This is a genomic window from Symbioplanes lichenis (assembly GCF_030709675.1).
Lineage (GTDB): Bacteria > Actinomycetota > Actinomycetes > Mycobacteriales > Micromonosporaceae > Actinoplanes > Actinoplanes lichenis.
The window spans coordinates 312,447-334,771 of the sequence record NZ_JAUZQD010000003.1 but is presented as its reverse complement, the minus strand read 5'-3'; the positions used below and the strand labels follow the sequence as shown (position 1 = coordinate 334,771).

Annotated in this window: 16 protein-coding genes; 8 read left to right on the top strand and 8 right to left on the bottom strand. The window is 73.1% G+C overall.

Features of this window, described 5'->3' with window-relative positions; translation table 11 throughout:
- Nucleotides 1-305 precede the first annotated feature (305 nt).
- Entirely contained in the window at nucleotides 306-707 is a 402-nt protein-coding gene (locus RAN62_RS08685; RefSeq protein ID WP_305783995.1) for an NUDIX hydrolase, read from the bottom strand.
- A gap of 106 nt (nucleotides 708-813) precedes the next feature.
- On the opposite strand from RAN62_RS08685, the gene recC reads away from it, so the two are divergent.
- The 5 genes from recC to RAN62_RS08660 all read left to right on the top strand — a co-directional run bounded on the left by recC (nucleotide 814) and on the right by RAN62_RS08660 (nucleotide 11,983).
- Complete coding sequence (gene recC / locus RAN62_RS08680; RefSeq protein ID WP_305783994.1) at nucleotides 814-4,158, top strand: exodeoxyribonuclease V subunit gamma; 3,345 nt, start codon at nucleotides 814-816, stop codon at nucleotides 4,156-4,158.
- Nucleotides 4,155-7,430: a UvrD-helicase domain-containing protein gene (locus RAN62_RS08675; protein ID WP_305783993.1), complete on the top strand. Its 3,276-nt coding sequence runs from the start codon at nucleotides 4,155-4,157 to the stop codon at nucleotides 7,428-7,430. The genes recC and RAN62_RS08675 overlap by 4 nt, the downstream gene beginning before the upstream one ends.
- A gap of 96 nt (nucleotides 7,431-7,526) precedes the next feature.
- Nucleotides 7,527-9,728 (top strand): exodeoxyribonuclease V subunit alpha, encoded by a 2,202-nt coding sequence (recD, locus tag RAN62_RS08670; protein WP_305783992.1) that lies wholly within the window; start codon nucleotides 7,527-7,529, stop codon nucleotides 9,726-9,728.
- Nucleotides 9,729-9,781: 53 nt separating this feature from the next.
- On the top strand, nucleotides 9,782-11,140 hold the full coding sequence (locus RAN62_RS08665; protein WP_305783991.1) for an outer membrane protein assembly factor BamB family protein: 1,359 nt from the start codon (nucleotides 9,782-9,784) through the stop codon (nucleotides 11,138-11,140).
- Nucleotides 11,141-11,278: 138 nt separating this feature from the next.
- A complete protein-coding gene (locus RAN62_RS08660; RefSeq protein WP_305783990.1) occupies nucleotides 11,279-11,983 on the top strand; it encodes an ANTAR domain-containing protein in 705 nt (234 codons plus the stop codon).
- Here the strand turns inward: RAN62_RS08660 and RAN62_RS08655 are convergent.
- Nucleotides 11,949-12,512 (bottom strand): TetR/AcrR family transcriptional regulator, encoded by a 564-nt coding sequence (locus tag RAN62_RS08655; protein ID WP_305784296.1) that lies wholly within the window; start codon nucleotides 12,510-12,512, stop codon nucleotides 11,949-11,951. The genes RAN62_RS08660 and RAN62_RS08655 overlap by 35 nt on opposite strands.
- Nucleotides 12,513-12,541: 29 nt before the next feature.
- Here RAN62_RS08655 and RAN62_RS08650 point away from each other — a divergent pair, with 29 nt between their 5' ends.
- Nucleotides 12,542-13,261 carry an SDR family NAD(P)-dependent oxidoreductase gene (locus RAN62_RS08650; protein WP_305783989.1) on the top strand — a complete coding sequence of 240 codons (720 nt, stop codon included), beginning with the start codon at nucleotides 12,542-12,544 and terminating at the stop codon, nucleotides 13,259-13,261.
- A gap of 7 nt (nucleotides 13,262-13,268) precedes the next feature.
- Here the strand turns inward: RAN62_RS08650 and RAN62_RS08645 are convergent, their stop codons facing one another.
- From RAN62_RS08645 to RAN62_RS08630, 4 genes are all read right to left on the bottom strand, one after another.
- A complete protein-coding gene (locus RAN62_RS08645; protein WP_305783988.1) occupies nucleotides 13,269-13,766 on the bottom strand; it encodes a hypothetical protein in 498 nt (165 codons plus the stop codon).
- Nucleotides 13,767-13,793: 27 nt separating this feature from the next.
- Nucleotides 13,794-14,771: a Ppx/GppA family phosphatase gene (locus RAN62_RS08640; protein ID WP_305783987.1), complete on the bottom strand. Its 978-nt coding sequence runs from the start codon at nucleotides 14,769-14,771 to the stop codon at nucleotides 13,794-13,796.
- Nucleotides 14,772-14,888: 117 nt separating this feature from the next.
- Nucleotides 14,889-15,308, bottom strand: coding sequence for an EVE domain-containing protein (locus RAN62_RS08635; RefSeq protein WP_305783986.1), 420 nt, complete (start codon nucleotides 15,306-15,308; stop codon nucleotides 14,889-14,891).
- Entirely contained in the window at nucleotides 15,301-15,669 is a 369-nt protein-coding gene (locus RAN62_RS08630) for a VOC family protein (protein ID WP_305783985.1), read from the bottom strand. The genes RAN62_RS08635 and RAN62_RS08630 overlap by 8 nt, the downstream gene beginning before the upstream one ends.
- A gap of 70 nt (nucleotides 15,670-15,739) precedes the next feature.
- Here RAN62_RS08630 and RAN62_RS08625 point away from each other — a divergent pair, with 70 nt between their 5' ends.
- The gene (locus RAN62_RS08625; RefSeq protein ID WP_305783984.1) at nucleotides 15,740-16,177 is read left to right on the top strand and encodes a MarR family winged helix-turn-helix transcriptional regulator; all 438 of its coding nucleotides are present in this window, start codon (nucleotides 15,740-15,742) and stop codon (nucleotides 16,175-16,177) included.
- 127 nt (nucleotides 16,178-16,304) lie between these two features.
- On the opposite strand, the gene RAN62_RS08620 is transcribed toward RAN62_RS08625, so the two are convergent.
- Together RAN62_RS08620 and RAN62_RS08615 are read right to left on the bottom strand one after the other, a co-directional pair.
- On the bottom strand, nucleotides 16,305-18,071 hold the full coding sequence (locus tag RAN62_RS08620; RefSeq protein ID WP_305783983.1) for a glycoside hydrolase family 6 protein: 1,767 nt from the start codon (nucleotides 18,069-18,071) through the stop codon (nucleotides 16,305-16,307).
- A gap of 123 nt (nucleotides 18,072-18,194) precedes the next feature.
- Complete coding sequence (locus RAN62_RS08615) at nucleotides 18,195-19,511, bottom strand: cellulase family glycosylhydrolase (RefSeq protein WP_305783982.1); 1,317 nt, start codon at nucleotides 19,509-19,511, stop codon at nucleotides 18,195-18,197.
- A gap of 208 nt (nucleotides 19,512-19,719) precedes the next feature.
- On the opposite strand from RAN62_RS08615, the gene RAN62_RS08610 reads away from it, so the two are divergent.
- The gene (locus RAN62_RS08610; RefSeq protein ID WP_305783981.1) at nucleotides 19,720-22,323 is read left to right on the top strand and encodes a cellulose binding domain-containing protein; all 2,604 of its coding nucleotides are present in this window, start codon (nucleotides 19,720-19,722) and stop codon (nucleotides 22,321-22,323) included.
- Nucleotides 22,324-22,325 lie beyond the last annotated feature (2 nt).

Genomic DNA, 22,325 nt, shown 5'->3' with positions numbered 1-22,325 from the left:
CTGTACGACGGTTTCCGAATCCAGCACCCGGCGGTGGAGATCGACTGCCACCATCTGCACAACTCGATCGTCGGCGTACGCAAACGGCCGGTCGAGCCTCCGCGCGCGCCAACAGAAGGCGTGCAGGCTTGGACAGTCTGGCGAGAACTCAGGGCAACCGGCGCGGGCTGGAAGAGCGGCGCGGACCCAGAGGCGACCGGCGCGGGCCGAGAAGAGCGGCGCGGGCCGAGAAGAGCGGCGCGGGCTGAGGAGAGCGGCGCGGACTCAGGGGCGACCGATGCGTGCTCGACAGCAGCCGATGCAGCTCAGAGGCGGCCGTCGCGAAGGAGGGGAAGCAGGTGGTCGGTGAGGAGGGGAGCCAGTTCGAGGGCGCCGGAGGCGAGCAGGTCGACCCAGCGGGCCTCTTCGAGCTCGGCCAGCGGGACGGCGTCGGTGATGGACGGCGCCGTGTAGACGTCGGCGTCGATCATGAAGCCGGCTTCGTTGGCGGCTCGGGCGGTGAAGCGGCCGACGTGGGTCAGGTCGGCCGGGCCGACGGCGAGGTCGAGCTCTTCCTTCAGCTCGCGGACCAGGGCCTGGTCGGGGGACTCGCCGGGTTCGAGCTTGCCGCCGGGCTGCATGAAGGCGGTGGTGCCGCGCTTGCGGACGAGGAGCCAGTGGCCCTGCGGGTTGCGGATCACGGCGGCGACGATGCGCAGGGTGGGCACGCGGCGATCATATTCCGGCGGGAGCAGTTCCCCGGAACCGGGCGAGGTTCGAAAAATACTCATATACGGTACGGCCTGAGCAGTCTCGAGCGGGGACGAGGCAGGCATGCTGCGAGTACATCGGGCCGAACGGGCGGATCGCCTCGCCGATGCCCTGGCCGGGGTCCTCCGTGAGCCGCTCGGCGATCCGTTCACGCCCGAGATCGTCAGCGTCCCGTCCCGCGGCGTCGAACGGTGGCTTGCCCAGCGCCTGAGCCACCACCTCGGCGCCGGAGCCCCCGCCCACCGAAGCCAAGCCACCGCCCGCCACGGACCCGCGGAGACCAGCAGCGACATCCGGCCTGGCGTCGCCTTGAAGAGCAGCGGCGGCGTGTGCGCGAACGTCGAGTTCCCCGGCGTCCCCGAGCTCATCGCGCGGGCCACCGACAAGGCGGACACCGATGCGCCGCGCGAGGATCCCTGGCACCCCGACCGGCTCGTCTGGCCGGTGCTCGACGTCATCGACGGGTCGCTGCACGAGGACTGGTGCCGTCCGCTCGCGACCTACCTGGACGGGGACGAGATCCGTCGCGGCCGCCGGTACGCCACGGCCCGGCACCTCGCCGGCCTCTTCACCTCCTATGCGCTGCACCGGCCCGAGATGCTCCGGCAGTGGACCGCAGGCAGTGACACCGGCGTGCCCGGGGACCTGCGCTGGCAGCCCGAGCTCTGGCGCCGCCTGACCCGGCATCTCGCCGAGCCGGATCCGGCCACCCGTCTGAGTACCGTGCAAGACCTGCTGCACACCGATCCGCAGGTCTCCTCCCTGCCCGGTCGCCTGTCGGTCTTCGGGCTCACCCGGCTGCCCGCCGCGCACATCGCCGTTCTCGCTGCCCTGGCCGAGCACCGTGACGTTCACCTCTGGCTGCCGCACCCCTCCCCCGCGCTGTGGGAGGCCGTTCGCCCGTACGCCCGGAAGCGCACCCGCCTCCCGAGGCGCGACGATCCGACGGCAGCGCTCCCCCGCCACCCGCTGCTCGCCTCGCTCGGCCGCGACGCCCGGGAGCTGCAACTGCTCCTCGCCGCGCCAGGCGTCCCCGTCGAGGATCACCACTACCCGGCCGGCAAGAGAGAGGCCGCCACAACGCAAGAACCCATGCAAGGAGCACCCGACACGCAACTCCGGCGGCTGCAACAAGCGATCACCGACGACACCTCGACCACTCAGGCCATCGGCCCGGCCGACAGCAGCGTCCAGGTCCACGCCTGCCACGGCCCTGGCCGCCAGGTCGAGGTCCTGCGCGAAACAGTCCTGCATCTGCTGGCCGACGATCCCACCCTCGAGCCGCGCGACATTCTTGTCATGTGCCCGGACATCGAGACGTTCGCGCCGCTGGTGTCCGCTTCGTTCGGGCTGGGATCCGAGGCGGCGCATCCGGCGCACCGGCTGCGGGTCAAGCTGGCCGATCGGGCGCTGCGCCAGGTGAACCCGCTGTTCGGGGTGGCGGCACGGTTGCTCGAGCTCGCCGGCGCCCGGGTGACCGCCGCGCAGGTGCTCGACCTGATCGCCGCGGCGCCCGTACGCCGGCGTTTCGGGCTGCGCGACGACGACCTGGACCGCCTCCGTGACCTGGTGGTGCACTCGGGCGTGCGCTGGGGTCTGGACGCGGCGCATCGCGCGCGGTGGAAGCTCGACGGCGTGCGCCCGAACACGTGGGAGGCCGGGCTCGACCGGGTGCTGCTCGGCGTGGCGATGAGCGAGGACGAGCTGAGCTGGCTCGGCACCGCGCTGCCGCTGGACGACGTCGACGCCGGGGACGTGGACCTCGTGGGGCGGCTGGCGGAGTTCACCGACCGGTTGACGAGCGCCCTGGCGAGCCTGTCCGGCGAGCATCCGCCGCAGGCCTGGCTGGATGCGCTGGTGGCCGCCGTGGATGCACTGACGGCGGTGCCGGATGCGGACTCCTGGCAGGCGGCTCAACTGCGGGCCGAGCTCACGGCGGAGCCGGTCGACACGATGCTCACACTGCCGGACGTACGTTCCCTGCTCGACGAGCGGTTGCGCGGGCGGCCGACCCGGGCCAACTTCCGGACCGGCGACCTGACGATCTGCACGATGGTGCCGATGCGCTCGGTGCCGCACCGGGTGGTGTGCGTGCTCGGGCTCGACGACGGCGTCTTTCCGCGCTCGGCCGGGGTGGACGGCGACGACGTGCTCGCCCGGGATCCCTGTGCCGGGGAACGGGATCCGCGCGGCGAGGACCGCCAGCTGCTGCTCGACGCCGTCATGGCGGCGACGGACAAGCTCGTCCTGCTCTACTCGGGTGCGGACGAGCGGACCAACGCGCCGCGCCCGCCGGCCGTACCTCTCGACGAGATGCTGGACGTACTCGGAACGAGCGTGACCCGGCACCCGCTGCAGCCTTTCGACCAGCGCAACTTCGCCGCCGGCGCGCCGTTCAGCTTCGATCCGGTGGCGCTGGCCGGGGCGGAGGCCGGCGCCGGGCCACGGAGGGCCGACCCGCCGTTCCTGGCCACGCCCCTCCAGTCGACCGTGGCCGACGTGACGAGCCTCGACGATCTCAAGTCCTTTGTGGAGCATCCGGTGCGCGCGTTTCTGCGGCGGCGCCTCGGGTTGAGCTTCTTCACCGACGACGCCGACCCCGGCGACGGGCTGCCCGTCGAGCTGGACGGCCTGCAGCGCTGGGCGGTCGGCGAGCGGCTGCTGCAGGCGTTGCTGCGCGGCGCCGACCTCGACCGCTGCGTCCAGGCCGAGTGGCGGCGCGGCACGGTGCCACCCGGCCCCCTCGGACGGCGGCTGCTGCAGGCTATGGCCGATGAAGTGGCGCCCCTCGCGGCCGCGGCGCAGACGCATCTGACGGGTACGCCCACCGCGCTCGACGTATCCCTGACACTGCCGGACGGACGCCGTCTCGACGGAACCGTATCCGGCGTGCACGGGAACTGTGCGGTTGTGGTCTCGTACGCCCGGATCAGTCCCAAACACCGCCTGCGCGCCTGGCTGACCGTCCTCGCCCTGACCGCCGCCCGCCCCGGAACCCCCTGGCAGGCCGTCACCATCGGCCGGGGCACGGGCGGGGTGCGCCGCTGCACGTACGGCCCACTCGGTCCGGAGACCGCCCGGCGCACCCTGCACGATCTGGTCGGCCTGCACGACGAGGGGATGCGCGAGCCGTTGCCGTTGCCCGCGAAGAGCTCCCACGCGTACGCCCGGTGCCGCCTGCGCAACGGCACCGCGGAAGCCGCGCAGACCAAGGCCGCCGCCGAGTGGTCCCGGTTCCAAGGCATCGGCGAGAACGAGGACGCGGGCCACGCCATGGTCCTCGGCGACCACGCGCCCTTCGACCGGCTGCTGACGGCGGCGGGCACGACCGAGCCGACCCGTTTCGGGGAGCTGGCGATGCGGCTGTGGCGGCCCCTGTGCGCGGCCGAGCGGGAGGACCAGCCGTGACCGCCACGATGACGCGCGGAGTGGCCGCCTTCGACGTGCGGGGCGAATTGCCCGAGGGCACGGTGGTGCTGGAGGCCAGCGCGGGCACCGGGAAGACGTACACCATCGCGGCGCTGGCGGCCCGGTACGTCGCCGAGGGTCACGCGAGCCTGCACGAGCTGCTGCTGGTGACGTTCGGGCGGGCGGCCACCGCGGAGCTGCGGCAACGCGTACGGGAAAGGCTGGTGTCCGCGGAGAAAGGGCTGGCCGGTGAGGCGGAACACGACGAGGTCGTGGCCCGGCTGGCCGACGCGCCGCCGGAGGAGGTCGCCCGGCGGCGGGCGCGGCTGGCCACGGCGATCGCCGGCTTCGACGCGGCCACGATCGCCACGACGCACCAGTTCTGCCACGAGGTGCTGGCGAGCCTCGGCATCGCCGCGGACACCGACCGGGACGCCGTCTTCACCGAGGATCCGGACGACCTGGTGGTCGAGGTGGCCGACGACCTTTACCTGCGCAAGTACGCCCAACCGGGCGCCCCGGCGCCGGCGATGTCCCGGGACTGCGCGCTCGACGTCGCGCGGCAGGCGGTCGCGGACAGCCAGGCCCGGCTTGAACCGTGCTCGGCGCCGGCCGGCAGCGAGGCCGAGGCGCGCTACCGATTCGCCGAGGCCGTACGCCGGGAAGTCGCGCACCGCAAACGCACCCGCCGCCTGACGGGATACGACGACATGCTCACAGGACTCGCAGCCGTGCTCACGGATCCCGTCCGCGGGCCCGAGGCGAGTCGGCGGCTGCGTGAGCGCTACCGGGTGGTGCTGGTCGACGAGTTCCAGGACACCGACCCGGTGCAGTGGACGATCGTGCGGACGGCCTTCCACGGTCACGCGACGCTGGTGCTCATCGGGGATCCCAAGCAGGCCATCTACGCCTTCCGGGGCGCCGACGTGGTCAGCTATCTCGCCGCGGCCGGCGCCGCCCCGCACCACGCGACGCTGGCGACCAACTGGCGCAGCGACGCCCCGGTGCTGGACGCCTTCGCGACGGTGCTCGGCGAGGCGGCCCTGGGCGACAGTCGCATCACCGTACGGCCGGTGGCCGCGGCCCACTCCGCCCGGCGATTGCATCCCGGCTCCCCGTTGCGGATCCGAGTCGTACCCCGCGACGGCCTCCCGGCGAACAAGAGCGGTCTCGTGGCGACCGACGCCGCCCGGGACGCGATCGCCCGGGACCTCGCCGTGGACATGGTCGGCCTGCTCGGCCCCGGAACCCGGCTCGGCGACCGGGAAATCGCCCCCGGCGACGTCGCGGTGCTCGTCCGTACGCACCGGCAGAGCCTGCAGGTGCACGACGCGCTCACCGCCGCCGGGGTGCCGGCCGTGCTCGCGGGCACCACGAGCGTCTTCGGCACGGTCGCCGCCCGCGACTGGCTGGCCCTGCTGGAAGCCCTGGAGCAGCCGCATCGCGGGACGCGGGTCGCGGCGGCCGCGCGTACCGGCCTGGTGGGATGGACCACCGAGCAGCTGGCCGGCGCCGGGGAGCAGGAGTTCGAGGAGCTGGGCGTCACCCTGCGCGGCTGGGCCCGGCTGCTCGCCACGCGCGGGGTCGCGGCGCTGCTGGAGGCCGTGACCGCGGCCGGGATGCCCGCCCGGCTGCTGGCGTGGCGCTCCGGCGAGCGGCACCTGACCGACCTGCGCCACGTCGGCATGGCCCTGCACACCGCCGCGGCCGAGGGCACGCTCGGGCTCACCGCGATCGCCGAGTGGCTGCGCCGGCGCATCGACGAGGCCCCGCACGACATGAGCCTGGAACGCAGCCGGCGCCTCGAGTCCGACGCGGAAGCCGTGCAGATCCTCACCGTGCATGCGAGCAAGGGCCTCGAGTATCCCGTCGTCTATCTGCCGTATGCGTGGGATCGGCACGTCGGCCAGCCCGATCTGCTGCACCTGCACGACGACACCGGCGCCCGGGTGCTCGACGTCGGTGGATCCCAGGGCCCCGGCTACGCCACCGGCGCCGCGCGGCACCTGGCCGAGGAGGGCGGCGAGGACCTGCGCCTGCTGTACGTCGCCCTGACCCGAGCGGCGTGCCAGGTCGTCACGTGGTGGGCGCCGACCGCGAACACCAAGGCGTCGGCGCTGCACCGGTTCCTGTTCGGCCGGCCCGCCGCCGGGGAGACGCCGAAGCCGGAGTACCCCGTGCCCGACGACGCCACGGCCTGGGCGCACCTGCAGTCCCTGGCCGGCCCGGCGGTCACTGTGGAACGGGTGCAACCGGCGCCGCCCGTACGCCTGCCCGCGCTGACGCCCGCCCGCCCCGAGCTGGCGGCGGCCCGGTTCACGCGGTCGCTGGACTTCGGATGGCGGCGGACGTCGTACTCCCGGTTGACCGCCGGGGTGCACGAGACGCCCGGTGTGGGCAGCGAACCGGAGACCGGGGTCATCACCGACGAGGAACTCCCCGCCGCTCCCGAAGCCGGAGGCGGCCCCCTGTCCCCGATGGCAGACCTGCCGAGCGGCGCCGCCTTCGGCACTCTGGTGCATACCTTGCTCGAGGATTTGGATTTCACGTCGGCCGACCTGTATACCGCGCTCACCGCCCGCGCGGCCGAACTGCTGGCCCGCACAGCGCTGACGGTCGAGCCCGCCGCGCTGGCGGCCGCCCTGCTGCCCGCGCTGCACACTCCGCTCGGGCCGCTGGCCGGGGGCCGGTCGCTGACGGACTTCGCGCCGGCCGACCGCCTCGCCGAGCTCGATTTCGAGCTGCCCCTCGACGGCGGCGACCATTCCCGGGACACCCCGCCGGTCACGCTGGGCACGCTGGGCGATCTGCTCGCGCGCCATCTCGGTCCGGGTGACCCCGTTGCCGGGTACGCCGACCAGCTGCGCGCCCCGGGCCTGGGCGACCAGCGGCTCCGCGGTTACCTCACCGGGAGCATCGACGCCGTGCTCCGGCTGCCCGGGCCGCGCTACGTCGTCGTGGACTACAAATCGAACTGGCTCGGCGAGCCCGGGCAGCCCCTCACCGCGCACCACTACCGACCCGCGGCCCTGACCCGGGCGATGATCGCCGCCCAGTATCCGTTGCAGGCCCTGTTGTACGCCGTCGCCCTGCACCGGTATCTGCGCTGGCGCCAACCGGGATACGACCCGGAGGAGCACCTGGGCGGCGTGCTGTACCTGTTCCTGCGCGGCATGTGCGGGCCGGACGGCTTTCCGTACGGCGTCTTCAGCTGGCAGCCCCCGGCGGCGCTGATCGTGGACGTGTCCGACCTGCTGGACGGCATCTCGTGACCGTCACGCTCGCGCACCGGGCCACCGGGCTGCAGGACGGCGTCTCATGACCGTCACGCTCGCGCACCGGGCCACCGGGCTGCTGGACGGCGTCTCATGACCGTCACGCTCGCGCACCGGGCGACCGGGCTGCTGCAGGTCTTCAACGTGGCCGGGATCCTGGATCTCGCCGACGTGCACACCGCCGATCGCGTCGCCCGCCTCGGCGGTGAGACCGATGACGGCGTACGGCTGGCCGTGGCGCTGACGGTCCGCGCACTGCGGCTCGGCTCGGTGTGCCTCGACCTGCCGCGCGTCCACTTGACCACTGTCACGGAGGAGCCGGTCGCCCTGCCGTGGCCCGAGCCGGAGTCCTGGCTCGCCGCCTGTCGCCGGAGCCCGCTCGTCGCCTGTGACAGCGCTCCCGGCGACGGAAACCCGCTCGCCGCTCGTGGCAACGCTCCCGGCGACGGAAACCCGCTCGCCGCCTTTGACGGCGCTCCCGGAACTTCGCCCGGCGTCGGCAGGCCGCTCGACAGGGCCGGGCGGCCGCTGCGACTGGTCGGCGACCTCCTCTATCTGGACCGCTACTGGCGGCAGGAGGATCAGGTACGCCACGAGCTGCTGACCCGCGCCGCCGGACCCGGCCCGGACGCCGACCCCGACCGGCTGCGCGCCGACCTCGACCGCCTCTTCCCCGACGGCGGCAGCCAGCGCCTCGCCGCCGCCGTCAGCACCCTGCGCCACGTCTCGGTCCTCGCGGGCGGCCCCGGCACCGGCAAGACCACGACCATCGCCCGCCTCCTCGCTGTCCTCGCCGCCCAGCCCACCAGCCCCGAACTCGCCCAGCCCTCCCCCGCCGACCCCGGCCGGCCCAGTCCCGCCCAGTTCCCCGGCACCGATCCTGGCCGGCCCACCAGCGCCGAGCCCAGCCGGCTCAGCCCCGAGCCCGCCCAATCCCCCGGCACGGATCCCGACCGGCCCACCAGCGCCGAGCCCGGCCGCCTTTCCGAGCCCGGCCGAGTCACCCGGCCCGGTGGCAGCCGGCTGCGCATCGCGCTCGCCGCCCCCACGGGGAAGGCGGCCGCCCGGCTCGAGGAGGCGGTTCGCGAGGTCACGGCCACGTTGCCCGACGCCGACCGGGCGACGCTCGGCGAGCTGCACGCGTCGACCATTCACCGGTTGCTCGGCCGCCGGCCCGGGTCGCACACGCGCTTCCGGCACGACCGGAGCAATCGTCTGCCGTACGACGTGGTGGTCGTCGACGAGACGAGCATGGTGTCGCTGACGCTGATGGCTCGGCTGCTGGAGGCCGTACGCCCGGAGGCCAGGCTGATCCTCGTCGGCGACCCCGACCAGCTCGCCTCGGTCGAAGCCGGGGCCGTGCTCGGCGACATCGTCCGCGCCGGGGGCCCACCCGAACCGGCCCTGCACGCGGCCCTGACCGCCGCCGGGGTCCTCGAACCCGGCCGCCGGATCCACAACGGCGTCGTCACCCTCACCCGGACCTGGCGCTTCGGAGGCGCGATCGCTGCCCTGGCCACCGCCGTCCGCACCGGCAACGCGGAAGCCGCCCTCGCCGTGCTCATCTCCGGGGATCCCGCCGTCGAGTTCACGGATCCCGCCGACGTCGACGGCCTCCGCACCGACGCCGTCACCGCCCTCCGCGCGGTCTCCGAAGCCGCCGTCGCCGGGGACGCCGCCGCCGCGCTGACCGCCCTGGACACCCACCGGCTGCTGTGCGCACACCGCGAGGGACCCTACGGCGTGACGCGCTGGACCCGCGAGATCGCCCGCTGGCTCGACGCGCCCGCCGGCGCCGACCTCGATCTCGGCCGGCCGTTGCTGATCACGGCCAACGACTACGACTCCGGGCTCTACAACGGTGACACGGGCGTCATCGTCGGCACGCCCGACGGGCCGCGGGCGGCCTTCGCGCGGGGCGGGACCCCGGTGCTCGTACCCCCGTCTCGGTTGTCGTCGGCCGAGACGCTCTACGCGCTGACCGTGCATCGCAGCCAGGGCAGCCAGTTCGGCCGGGTCACGCTCGTCCTGCCGGAGGCCGGGTCGCCGCTGCTGACGCGCGAACTGCTCTACACCGCTGTGACCCGCGCGCGAACCGGCCTGAGGATCCTCGGCACCCCCGACGCGATCCGCGCCGCCGTCGCCCGCCCGGTCGCCCGCGCCACCGGCCTCCGCGACAGCCTCGCCGCCCCGGCATCCGCTTTCGCCGAGCCGACATCGGATCCTGGCGGCGCGGCGCCGAGTCTTGCCGGGCTGACGTCGAACGGGGGACACGGCACGCCCACGACGGAGTGATCATCAGCGTGCCGAGCTGGGCGTTTCCGGGTGTGGCGCGGCATCGTACGGGGATGTTCGCCGCCGTTCTGCCGACCGTCGCCATGCTGCTGGCCGCCCTCCCCGCGCCGAGCGCGTCGCAGGGGCCGGATCCCGTTGCTGCCGGCCGGGTGCACGCGGCCTGGCGCGCCGGACCCGTGGCGTCGACGATCGGATCCAGTCCCACCTATGCCGGCGGTTCCGTCTACTACACCGAGGATGCTCAGCCCGCGACCGCGCCGGGCACCGCCGTTCGGATCACGCGGCGCGACGCCGCCACGGGGGCGCTGCTGCCGTTCGGCGCCGACCCCGTGGCGACGCTCTTTCTCACGCGACCGCTGGCGGCCGGGGGACGGATCCTGACGCTCAGTGCGTACGAGCGGGCGCGGGTCAAGGCGACCGTCCGGGCGTACACCCTGGAGGGCCGGACCGCCTGGAAGCGTGACCTGCCCGGCGAGAAGTTCCCCACCGAGCTCGTCGCGGCCGGGCCGCTGGTCCTCGCGGCGGCCGAGACCGGCTGCGACCGGCCCGGCGCCACCGGCTGCGCGCACACCACCGTGACGGCCTGGTCGGCCGCCGACGGCACCCTGGCCTGGCAGCGCACCTTCGCGGGCGGCTCCCCGCGCCTGGCCGCCGCGGCGGGACGGCTCGCGCTCCACCTCCTGCCCCCGGCGGGTACGCCCGCCACCGCCACGCCACACGAAACGGACGCCACCACCGGCACGCCACACAAGTCAAACGCCATCACCGGCACGTCGCACAGAACAAGCGCCACCACTGCGCCGCACAACAACGAAGCGACCACCGGCACGCCGCGCGACGTCAAGGCCACCACGCCGCACGACATCGGCGTCGCCACCGGCATGTCGCGCGGCATCGACGTCACCACCGGCAGGCTGCACGGCATCGACGCGGGCACCGGGCGTCGCCTGTGGTCGCGGTCGCGGGTGGCGGAGGGTGTGCTGGCCATCGACGGGGCCGCGGTGTACGTCGCGGCGGGCCGGTTGCAGGCCTTCCGGGCCACGGACGGGAAGATCCGCTTCAGTACGCCGCCCGGCCGCTACACCGACGTCCTCGCCGGCCGCACCGGGGTGTTCGCCACGACCGCCACCGCGCACGTCGCCGCGCTGGACTCGCGGGGCCGCGTCCGCTGGTCCTCCCCCGCCCGCCCGACCGGCCCCCTCACGGCAGCCACCGGCGTCCTGTGGTTCCAGCACCACCCGGGCGCCGACACCGACCGTACCTACCTCGCCGCCGTCGACGCCCGCACCGGCAAGCGCCTGCGCACCCTCGGGGTCAGCCCGGGCTACAGCCCCGGCGCCGTGGCCGTGGGCGGTGGGCGCGTGTTCACGACCGCCTACCTCACGCTGGTCCGGGCGTACGCGGCGAAGTAGCCCGCGGTGCTGATACCGAGCCACGATCCACTGTAGTGAGATCGGGGCCGGACGGCCGCCGGCGATCGATATGCTGGTCACGACCCCGCCGTACCGATGGGGCCGGCATGTCCCGGCGGAGGTGAAGGCAGGCCTGCGATGACCCAGCCGTCCGCCGCCGAGCTGGCCACCGACTTCGTGCGCCTCAACGAGTTCCTGCGCGCCGGCGGGGACCGGGCCGCGGCGCTGCGCCGGCTGGTCGGTCTCGCCGTGGCCGCCGTGCCCGGCTGCGACTGGGCCGCCGTCACCGCCTGGCCGGACAAGGCGCAGCCGCACAGTCTCGCCCACTCCGACGACATCGCGCTCACGACCGACCAGCTGCAGTACGACGCCGGCGACGGCCCCTGCCTGAGGGTCGCCGGCGAGGCGACCGTCCACGTGGCCGACCTGACCGGCGACGACCGGTGGCCGGCCTTCCGCGCCGCCGCTCTGGCCCGGGCCCCCGTACGCGGCGTCCTGTCCTTTCCTCTGACCGAGCGACTCGACCGCAGCGCCCTCAACCTCTACAGCGCCCGGCCGTGGGCCGCCGGCAGTGCCGCTCTCACGACCGCCTCCCTGTTCGCCGCCCACGCCCGCGTCCTGCTGCTGCACGCCGAGGCCCACGCCCGAGCCGCCCAGCTCGCCGAGGCCCTGACCACCAGCCGGCGGATCGGCGCCGCCGTCGGCATCCTGATGAGCGTGCACAAGGTCACCGCCGAGGAGGCGTTCGCCCTGCTCCGCCTGACCAGCCAGCACCTCAACCGCAAGCTGATCCTCGTCGCGGACGACGTCACCCGGACGGGCTCGCTTCCCCCCACCGAGTGAGTGCGTGATCGGCCCGGCAGTCGAGCGCGGCCAGGAGCAGGTCGACGGCGACGGTGGTCCGGGCGACGAACTCGTCCCGGGTCGCCACCTCGTGCTTGATGCCGGCGGCGGCACTCAACAGAGTGCGCGCCACCTCGGCGGCCGGGCCCGCGGCCGCGGCGGGCACCTCGTGCGCGATCGCCGCGGTGACCAGGGCGGCGAAGCGCCGGGGATGGTCGGCGACGACCGGGCCCAGCAGGTCGGGGTGGGTCTCGGCGAGGACGGCGACCTCGCGGGCCATGGCGCCGATGTAGCGCCCGCTCCACCGGTCGAACGCCTCGACCAGCCGGTCACGCAGCGGGCGGACGGGGTCGGCCAGGGCCTGCTGGGCCGCGGCGACATCCTGGTCGAGGGCCTGGACGACGGCGGCCTGGAAGAGGCTCTGCTTGGACGTGAACAGGAAGTAGAGGCCGGGGCGGGAGATGTCGGCGGCCCGGGCGACATCTTCCATCGACGTCTTGCGATAGCCGAAGCGTGCGAACGTCGTCAGCGCCGCCTCCAGCCAACGATGGCGTACGCGTGGAAGCGCTCGACCTGACCGACCTGGCCTCCGTGGCCGCGCTCGCCGACCGGTGGGCCGGCCCGTTGCACCTGCTGGTCGCCAACGCCGGGGTGTTCACCAGCGGGCTGCACCGCACCGGACGCGGCTGGGAGCTGCAGTTCGCCACCAACCACCTCGGCCACTTCGCGCTCGCCCTCGGGCTGCACGGCGCCCTCGCCACCGGCGCCTCCGGGCGCGGGGAGGCGCGGATCGTCGCCCTGACCTCCGGCGCCCACATGAACTCGCCGGTCGTGTTCGACGACATCCACTTCGAGCGGCGCGCGTACGATCCTCAGCTGGCCTACGGGCAGGCGAAGACGGCCAACGTGCTCTTCGCCGTCGAAGCCACCCGCCGCTGGGCCGGCGACGGCATCGTTGCGAACGCGGTGAATCCCGGCGGCGTCGTCACCGGTCTGCAGCGCGACTTCACCCCGGAGCAGAAGGACTACCTCGCGCGGGCCGAAGCGTCCGGAGCCTTCACCTACAAGACCACCCAGCAGGGCGCCGCCACCACTCTGGTCGCCGCCGTGTCCCCGGAGTTCGCCCGCACCGGCGGCCACTATCTCGACGACGGCATCGAGGCGTACACCGTGCCCGACGACGCGAAGCTCTTCGATCACAGTCACGCCGTCAAGCGGTGGGCCCTCGATCCCGCCGCCGCCGAACGCCTGTGGACGGTTTCACTTGACCACCTCTGACGACCGGTCATCGGGACCGGGTGCGTACCACCGAGTGCGGGCGGGATCCGAGCCGGCCTGATGGGGATGCCTTCCGGGCGCGAGAAACCCCGGCCGCCGGGTGGGAGCGGGGCGGCATCGGGCGCGGGCGCAGGGCGCGGAGCGGGTCCCAGCCGGGCGCGAAGGTGCGGCGGGCGGTGTCGAGCAGCAGGGCGCCGGCGACCGCGCCGACGGCCGGGGAGCCGACGAGGAGACCGGCCACGGCGGCCGCGAAGCCGGTCCATACCAGAGCGCGGGCCCCGATGTCGGCGACCCGGATCCCGGTCGGGCGTTCATGGGTCCAGCCCGGCAGCCACGCGACCGTGACGGCCAGAGCCACGGCCGCCAGCACCGCCGCCGCCGTCAGGACGCCACCGGGCCAGCCGAAGTGGCCGCCGAGCGCGTAGACGCCGGAGAACACGCAACCCAGCCACGCCTTGGCGAAGGCCCACTGCGCGAGACGCGGGAGGACGCCGTCGTCACCCATGCCGTCCCCCGATCGCCGCTCGGAAGCTCACACCACCGACAGCGTACGGCCGTGACCGCCCTCGCGTCCCGGCCAATCGACCCAACCGGCCGACTCGAGCTCGGGGCGGCGTACCTCGAGCTCGCGCAGCAGGATCCCCTCGCGCAACCCCCACGGGCAGATGCGCAGAGAGTCGATCCGCAGGCCGCGCATCACCTCGTACGCCACCACCGAGCCGGCGAGGATCTGCCGGGCCCGGTGCGAGGACACGCCCTGCAGCTCGGCGCGGCGCTCGGCGGGCAGCGCGCCGAGGCGTTCGATCCATGGGCGCAGGGCGCGGCGGCGCAGCTCGCGGGTGACGAACGGGCCGCGCCGCTGGGGTGCCGCGCCGGTGAGCCGGGCGAGCTGCTGGAAGGTCTTGGACGCGGCCACCGCGGTCGCCGGCGCTTCCCAGGACGTCCGGGCGGCGATGCGCTTGATGCGGCTGCGGACGTGCCGTTGCAGGCGGGCGACGGCCTCGGGCGAGGGCGGATCCCCGTCGCTGAGGAACTCGCGGGTGAGCCGGCCGGCGCCCAGCGGCAGGGACAGCGCGGACTCGGGCAGGCGGTCGCGGCCGAACGCCAGCTCGATCGAGCCGCCCCCGATGTCGGCCAGCAGCATGGGACCGGCCCGCCAGCCCAGCCAGCGGCGGGCGGCGAGAAAGGTCAGCTGCGCCTCTTCCACACCGGACAGCAGACCCAGGCGTACGCCGGTGGCCTGCTCGATCTGGGTCAGCACCTCGTCGCGGTCGGGTGAGTCGCGCACCACCGCGGTCGCGTACGCGAAAAGGGAGTCCACCCGCGCGCCGGTGATCTCGCGCGTGGCCTCCTGCACCGCCGCGATCATGCGCCGTCGCCCGCGCGCCGCCACGGAGCCGTCCGGCCCGACCTGCTCGGCGACGCGGGTGCGCGCCTTCCACGTGTGCACCGGCACCGGCACGCCCGACTCCGCGTCGGCGACCACCAGGTTCACCGTCGTGGACCCCACATCAAGCACCGCTATGCGCATCCGCGCCGCCTTCCCCGTCCGGCCTCAGCTAACCGTCCGGGAAGCCTAAGCCGCCGACCTGCGCGAAGTCCGGGAAAGAGACCACAGGCACACCGGTCAGGGCACGGCCATGCGCGCGGTGATCGTCGCGAAGTCGCGCTCCGGGATGCGGAACAAGCCCCGGCGGAACGGCAGGCCCCAGTGCGCGGGGTCGGTGACGAAGGACAACTGCTCCACGAGCGGCTTCGCCTCCACGCGCGCGCAGGCGTGGAAGTCGACCGCGAGCCGCCACGGCTGGAAGTCGTCGCTGACGCGTACCCGATAGGGGTGGTCGCCGGTGACGGTGGCCCACGCGGTGAATTGCCGCACGGGGCGCCCGCCGGACAGGGTCGTGCGCGGCGAGTAGAAGACCATCCCGTCGCCCGGGCGGGGCCGGCGGAGGCGGGTGCCCGCGCCGTGGTCCGCCTGGGTGAAGCCGCCCCGGACGGCCGCTTCGACGTGATCGAGGGTGACGGTGTTGATCCAGAACTCAGGCACGGTCGTGGAGGGTGATGCGGTAGCCGTCGGGGTCGGCGAAGGTGAACGTGCGGCCGAAGGGGCCGTCGATCGGCGCGGCGACGATGGTGTGGCCGTCGGCGGCGAGGGCGTCGTGGATGGCCTGGACGTCGGTGGCGTGCAGCCAGATCGCGGCGCCGATGCCGGGCTGGGCGACCGCGCCGAGATCGGTGCCGGGGACGACGTCGCGCAGCGCGAAGGCGATCGGCTCGGTCTCGAAGACGACGGCGTGCGGCGGGCCGGCCGGCGAGCGGATCAGGCCGAGATAGCGCTCGTAGAAGGCCTGCGACGCGTCGAGGTCGCGCGCCTGCAGGGAGACGAAGTCGGGTCCGGTGACGGGCATGGTCGAGCTCCTTCGCGGTGAATGGCGTGTCAGTTGCCTGACACGCACCACCGTATGTCAGGATGCTGACATGAGTCAAGACGGCGTCGACCTGGAGCGATCACTGGGCTACCTGCTGAAGGAGGCGTCGAGCGCCCTGCGCGCGGCGATGGAGGAGGTGCTGCGGCCGCTCGGGATGACCGTGACGCACTACTCCTGCCTCGAGCTGCTGGCGCAACGGCCCGGTCTCTCGAACTCCGAGCTCGCCCGGGGCGCGTTCGTCACCCGGCAGTCGATGAACGTCCTGCTCCAGGCCCTGGAACGCGACGGGTACGTGACCCGGCCCGCGGCGCCGCCCGCCGGCAAGGCGCTGCCCACCCGGCTCACCCCGCGCGGGCGGCGCAGCCTGGAGAAGGCGAGCGCGGCGGTCCGGTCGGTGGAGGTCAGGATGCTCGCGGGCCTGAGCGGGGACGACCAGTCCGAGGCGGTCCGCATCCTGCGCAGCATGATCCAGTCCCTGCGCGCGTAGGCCCGGGCAGCACACCGAGGGCCCGCGAACCGCCGGGAAGGGAGCGGTCCGCGGGCCCTCGACTCGGGTGCGGGTCAAGCCGGGGCCGCGCTCCCGGGGCCGGTCGGTCCCGGGAGGCGGCGGGAGATCAGCTGAGCGGCGGGTACGCGTTCGCCATCAGCTGCTGGAACTGAGCGGAGAACCAGGCGCCCGAGATCGGCGCGTTCGGCAGGGCACCGCTCGGGTTGTTGCCGTTGCGGGCGTTGCCGGTGTAGGTCGGGTCGCACATCCGGTCGAAGCCCTTGCCCTCGTCGTTCGGGATCAGCGTGCTGGAGCCGTCCGACTCGCCCGGGGGCTTGACCCAGACGTAGGCGTCGATGCCCGAGGCCGGGTTGGCCTGCGGCCGCTCGCCGAGGCCGGCGCCGCTCTGGTTGCACCAGTTGCCGGCGTGGATCCGGCGGTCGATGCGCGACTGGTTGACGAAGGTGTCGACGTCGGTCGCGGTGCTCGGGCCGGTGGGCCGGGCCGAGCCGCCCCAGCCGTTGCGCGAGGTGTCGATCAGCATGCCGATGCCGGAGTTGAAGCCGACCGAGACGAGCTGGTTCCGGAACGCCTGGGCGAACGTGAGCTCGTCGGTGTACTGGTTCCAGTCGACCCACTTGGACTGGCGCACGGAGACGCCGTTGACCGTGGTGGTCGGCTGCACGTACGGCTCCCGCAGCGCCGAGTAGTTCGCGGTGTTGACGATGAAGCCGTGCACGTTGTTGACGCTGCCCGACGCCTGGGCGGCCTGCAGCAGGATGTTCGCGGTGGGCAGGAAGTTGCTGTCCCAGCCGATCCAGCCGTGGTGCGCGGCGTCGACGTAGTTGTAGGTGTTACCGAGGGCGCCCAGCTTGTTAAGCGCGTACCCGACGCCCTGCACGTAGCCGCCGTTGGCCTTCATCGTGTCGCACTGCGCGGTGCCGCCGGCCTGACCCGAGGTGTTGGTGACCAGGTTGGGCAGCGAGTCGATCTCGACGATGTTGATGATGCGCAGGCTCGCGTACTTGGGGTCGGCCTGGATCGCGGCGATCGGGTCGATGTACTCGCTCTTGTAGCGGGGCAGGTCGTTCGGGCCCAGCTCGCCGTTGGACGCCAGGGCGGCGCAGTCGCGGCCCGGCAGGTTGTAGATGACGAACTGGATGTAGCCCGCGCCCTGGGCCAGCGCCCGGTCGAGGTGGTCCCGCACGCCCATCGAGCCGTTGGAGCTGCTGTCCTCGGTGCCCTCGATGGCGGCGATGCGGTCGAGCCACACCGCGGTCGGGTTGTTGGAGACGCGGCTGCCGCCGGGCTCGGCGTTGGCCTTGGCCTGCCACTCCGGGTTGCGGTAACCCTGGACTCCCGCGTACGGGTTGTCGACCTTGGCGTTCGTTCCGGGCGGCGGCGTGGTCGGGTTGGACGGGCCCGGGTTGGACGGCGTCGGGTTCGACGGCGACGGGTTGCCGGGGCCGGCGCTGCCGGTGCAGACCGTGCCGTTGAGCGAGAAGGACGCCGGGGCGGCGTTGGTGCCGGAGTAGTCGGCGTTGAAGCCGAACGTGGCCGACGCGCCGGTGGCCAGCGAGGACGCCCACGACGGGCCCGTGGCGGTGACGTGCGTCCCGCTCTGGGTGACCGTGGCGCTCCAGCCCTGGGTGACGCGCTGGTTGCCGGCGAAGTCCCACTCGAGGCGCCAGCCGCCGGAGATCGGGTCGCCCAGGTTGGTGACGCTGACGTTGCCCGTGAAGCCGGTGCTCCACGAGTTGGCGGAGTAGCTGACGCGGCAGCCCGCGGCGGCACTGGCCTGGGTGGCGGCCACGACGCCGAGACCGGTCACCAGCGCGGCGGCGCCGGCGACGGTCACGAGCCGTCTGGCCGAGGGGGGAAGTCGGAGACTCATCGCAGATTGCTCCTCAGAGGACGGAGAGCAAAACAGGGGATCGACACTCATCGGTGTCTGGTGCATCACAGCCTGACATGGGAGCGCTCCCAGCGCAATAGGCCGTTAACGAATCCGAAACTTTCAGGAAATCCCGGCGCAGGACGGCGCCGCGGACGGCGCCGAGCCGGTGCCCTGGAAGCCGAACTCCGTGCTCGCGCCCGCGGCCAGCCGGCCGTTGTACGCGACGTTCGTGAACTGCACTGTTCCGGAGGACGAGCCGGCCGTGGCGCCCCACGTGTTGGTGACCGCGGTCCCGGACGGCAGCGTCACCGACGCCCGCCAGCCGGTCAGAGCCGTCGCGCCGGCCGTCACCTTGACCGTGGCGACAAAGCCGCCGCCCCAGGAGTTGACGGACAAGGCAGCCGCGCACGAGGAGGCGGGCGGCGGGTTCGACGGCGTCGGCGACGACGGGCTGCCGCCGAAGACGGCGGCTTCGCGCGACGTCGAGGCGATGCCGTTGGCCCCGGTGAACAGACGCTGGCCCCATGAGGTCAGGGCGGTGCCGTCGAAGTTGGTCACCAGGTCGAGGTATTCGACGCCGCCGCCGTTGCCGCTCCACGACCAGCCGAGATATCCGACCCCGAGCTGCTGGGCGGTGGCCATGATGGCGTTCTCGTCCGGGTCGCCGTCGGAGTGCAGGTTGCCGAACTCGCCGATCACCAGCGGCAGGCCGGCCGAGCGGAAGCGCCCGAGATAGTCGGTCACCTCCGCGGCGGTGTCGAAGACCCCGTACATGTGGATCGAGAAGATGGTGTTGCGGCGCGGGTCGGCGGCGAAGACGGCGGCCGCGTTGTCGCGCATGACGAACTGCCAGTCCTGGCCCCAGTTGGGCGCGTCGACCATGATCGAGTGCTCGAAGCCGGCCGCGCGCAGCCGGGTGATCGCGCTGGTCGTCGCGGCCGTCCACGCGGTGGCGTTCGTGTTGCCGTACGGCTCGTTGCCGATGTTGAGGATGACGTAGGCCTCCTGGCCGGCCAGCGCGGACTTGACGCTGATCCAGTAGTCGACGGCCTGATCGAGCGTCGCGGCGCCGGCCTGCTCGCCGTAGCCGGTCGTGTCGTGCGCCTCGAGCACGCAGATCAGCCGGTTGGCCTTGCACTGGCCGATGAGCGTGGTGATCTCGGCGGCGGTGGTCGGCCCCCAGCGCTGCCCGCTGCCCAGGACCACGCGTACGGTGTTCGCGCCGCGCGCCTTGATGTCGGCGAGCGCCTGCGGGGTGCGGCTGGTGTACCAGGCGTGCGGATGGTTGACGCCACGCATGACGAACTCGGTGCCGGTGGCGTCGAGGATGCGGGTGCCGCTCACGGTGAACCCGGACGCGGCGAAGGCCGGCCGGGCGGCGAGCCCGACGGCGAGCGCCGTGACCAGGACCGCCAGGGCGGCCAGAAACTTCTTCACTTGAAGGCCCTCCATCGCTGTGGATGCGCTCCCACGATGGATTGACGCCGGTCTTTGTATGTCGGCGCCCGCGAGAAGTCAACAGGTCGGCCGGAATCCACCCGGCCGGTGCCAGTTTGTTTCGGGAACTTGACATCCACGTAACGCGGCGGAATGGTATGGGAGCGCTCCCACAAAGACGTACGTCTATGTACTGGGAGGAACCTCCGTGCGCCCCCTACGCACAGCCGTTCTCATAGCCGCGTTTTCCCTGGCCGGCGCGGCCACGCTGGCCGTACCCCTGCTCGCTCAGCCCGGCGCGCGGGCCGCCGCCGCCGACACGTACAGCTGGAAGAACGTCCGCATCGACGGCGGCGGCTTCGTGCCGGGCATCGTCTTCAGCCGGGCCGAGAAGAACCTGGTCTACGCCCGCACCGACATCGGCGGCGCCTACCGGTGGAGCCAGGCGAGTCAGAGCTGGACCCCATTGCTGGACTGGGTGGGCCGCGACAAGTGGGGCTGGAACGGCGTGCTCAGCATCGCCCCGGATCCCGTCGACGCCAACCGGGTCTACGCGGCCGTCGGCATGTACACGAACAGCTGGGACCCGAACAACGGCGCCATCTTGCGCTCGTCGGACCGCGGCGCCACGTGGCAGGCGACGACGCTGCCGTTCAAGGTGGGCGGCAACATGCCGGGCCGGGGCATGGGCGAGCGGCTGGCCGTGGACCCCGCGAACAACCGGAACGTCTATTTCGCGGCCGAGGGCGGCAACGGGCTGTGGCGCAGCACCGACTCCGGCGCCACGTGGGCGAAGGTGACTGCCTTTCCCAACGCCGGCAACTATGTCGCCGACCCGTCGGACACCAGCGGCTACCAGAGCCAGAACCAGGGGCTGACCTGGGTCACCTTCGGCGAGGCGGGCACGATCTTCGTCGGCGTGGCGGACAAGCAGAACCCCGTCTACCGCAGTACGGACGGCGGGGCCACGTGGGAGCGGATCCCCGGTCAGCCGACCGGTTATCTCGCGCACAAGGGCGTCGTGCAGGGCAGATATCTCTTCATCGCGACCAGTGACACCGGCGGCCCGTACGACGGCGGGGCCGGACAGGTGCAGCGGCTGGACACCACCACCGGCACCTGGACCGACATCAGCCCGACGCCGGCCGGGACCTCCGACGCGTACTACGGATATTCGGGCCTGACCGCCGACCGGCAGCACCCGGGCACGATCATGGTCGCCACGCAGATCTCCTGGTGGCCGGACGCGATCTTCTTCCGCAGCACCGACTACGGCGCCACGTGGACCCGGATCTGGGACTGGAACGGGTATCCGAGCCAGTCCAAGCGGTACACCATGGACATCTCGGCGAATCCGTGGCTGGACTTCAACAACAACCCGCAGCCGCCGGAGTCCACGCCGAAGCTCGGCTGGATGAACGAGTCCCTCGAGATCGACCCGTTCGACTCCGACCGGATGCTCTACGGCACCGGCGCCACGCTCTACGGCACGACCAACCTCACGACCTGGGACGCGGGCGGCACGATCACCATCAAGCCGATGGCCAAGGGCATCGAGGAGACGGCCGTGCTCGACCTGGCCGCCCCGCCCACCGGCGCCCCGCTGGTCAGCGCGCTCGGCGACATCGGCGGCTTCCACCACGCCGCCCTCGACGCGGTCCCGCCGAACTTCCACGACACCCCGAGCCTGGGATCCAACACAAGCCTCGACTTCGCCGAGCTGAGCCCGCAGGTGTTCGCCCGGGTGGGCAACGCCGACGCGGCCCCGCACATCGGGGTGTCCAGCGACGGCGGCAAGAACTGGTACGCCGGGCAGGAACCGGCCGGGGTCACGGGCGGCGGCACGATCGCGGTCGGCGCCGACGCGGGCTCCTTCGTGTGGGCGCCGGTCGGCGCGGGCGTGCACTACTCGACGACACGCGGCAGCAGCTGGACCGCCTCCACGGGCGTGCCGGCCGGCGCCAAGGTCGAGTCGGACAGGGTCGACCCCAAGACCTTCTACGCGTACGCCGGGAGCAGTGTCTACGTCAGCAAGGACGGCGGTGCCACGTTCGCCACCACGGCCGCCCTCGCCGCCCGCAACGTCAAAGCGGTGCCGGGCAGGACCGGCGACGTGTGGCTGGCCGGCGAGTCGGGCCTGCACCGGTCGACGAACTCCGGATCCACGTTCACCAAGCTCGGATCCGTGACGTCGGCGATCAACGTGGCGTTCGGCAAGGCGGCGCCCGGTGCCACCTATCCGGCCGTCTACCTGGTCGGCGTGGTCGACGGCGTGGACGGCGTGTTCCGCTCCGACGACACCGGCGCCACCTGGGTCCGCATCAACGACGCGCAGCACCAGTACGGCAACTCCGGTGACGCGCTCGCCGCCGACCCGAACACGTACGGCCGGGTCTACCTCGGCACCAACGGCCGCGGCATCCTCTACGGCGACCGGCTCGGCGGCGCGACGCCCAGCGGCTCGGCCTCCGCATCGGCGACGCCGTCGGTCACGCCGAGCGCATCCCAGCCGCCTACGACGGGATGCACGGCGGCCTACCACGTGACCAACTCCTGGTCCGGTGGATTCCAGGCCGAGGTGACCGTGCAGAACGGCGCCACGGCGAGCACCGCGTGGACCGCCACCTGGACCATGCCCTCGGGCCAGGCCGTCACCCAGGTCTGGAACGGCGTCCTCACCCAGTCCGGCGGGGCCGTCACCGTTCGCAACGCCGCCTACAACGGCTCGCTCGCCGCCGGCGCCACCACGACGTTCGGCCTCACCGGCACCGGTCCGGCCACCGCACCCACCGTGGCCTGCGCCCGCTCCTGAAA

Bases quoted from the DNA above. Each gene is read 5' to 3' on its own strand.
- recC (WP_305783994.1), top strand. From the start codon at position 814: ATGCTGCGAGTACATCGGGCCGAACGGGCGGATCGCCTCGCCGATGCC.
- recD (WP_305783992.1), top strand. From the start codon at position 7,527: ATGACCGTCACGCTCGCGCACCGGGCGACCGGGCTGCTGCAGGTCTTC.
- RAN62_RS08665 (WP_305783991.1), top strand. From the start codon at position 9,782: ATGTTCGCCGCCGTTCTGCCGACCGTCGCCATGCTGCTGGCCGCCCTC.
- RAN62_RS08660 (WP_305783990.1), top strand. From the start codon at position 11,279: ATGACCCAGCCGTCCGCCGCCGAGCTGGCCACCGACTTCGTGCGCCTC.
- RAN62_RS08645 (WP_305783988.1), bottom strand. From the start codon at position 13,766: ATGGGTGACGACGGCGTCCTCCCGCGTCTCGCGCAGTGGGCCTTCGCC.
- RAN62_RS08630 (WP_305783985.1), bottom strand. From the start codon at position 15,669: ATGCCCGTCACCGGACCCGACTTCGTCTCCCTGCAGGCGCGCGACCTC.
- RAN62_RS08625 (WP_305783984.1), top strand. From the start codon at position 15,740: ATGAGTCAAGACGGCGTCGACCTGGAGCGATCACTGGGCTACCTGCTG.
- RAN62_RS08620 (WP_305783983.1), bottom strand. From the start codon at position 18,071: ATGAGTCTCCGACTTCCCCCCTCGGCCAGACGGCTCGTGACCGTCGCC.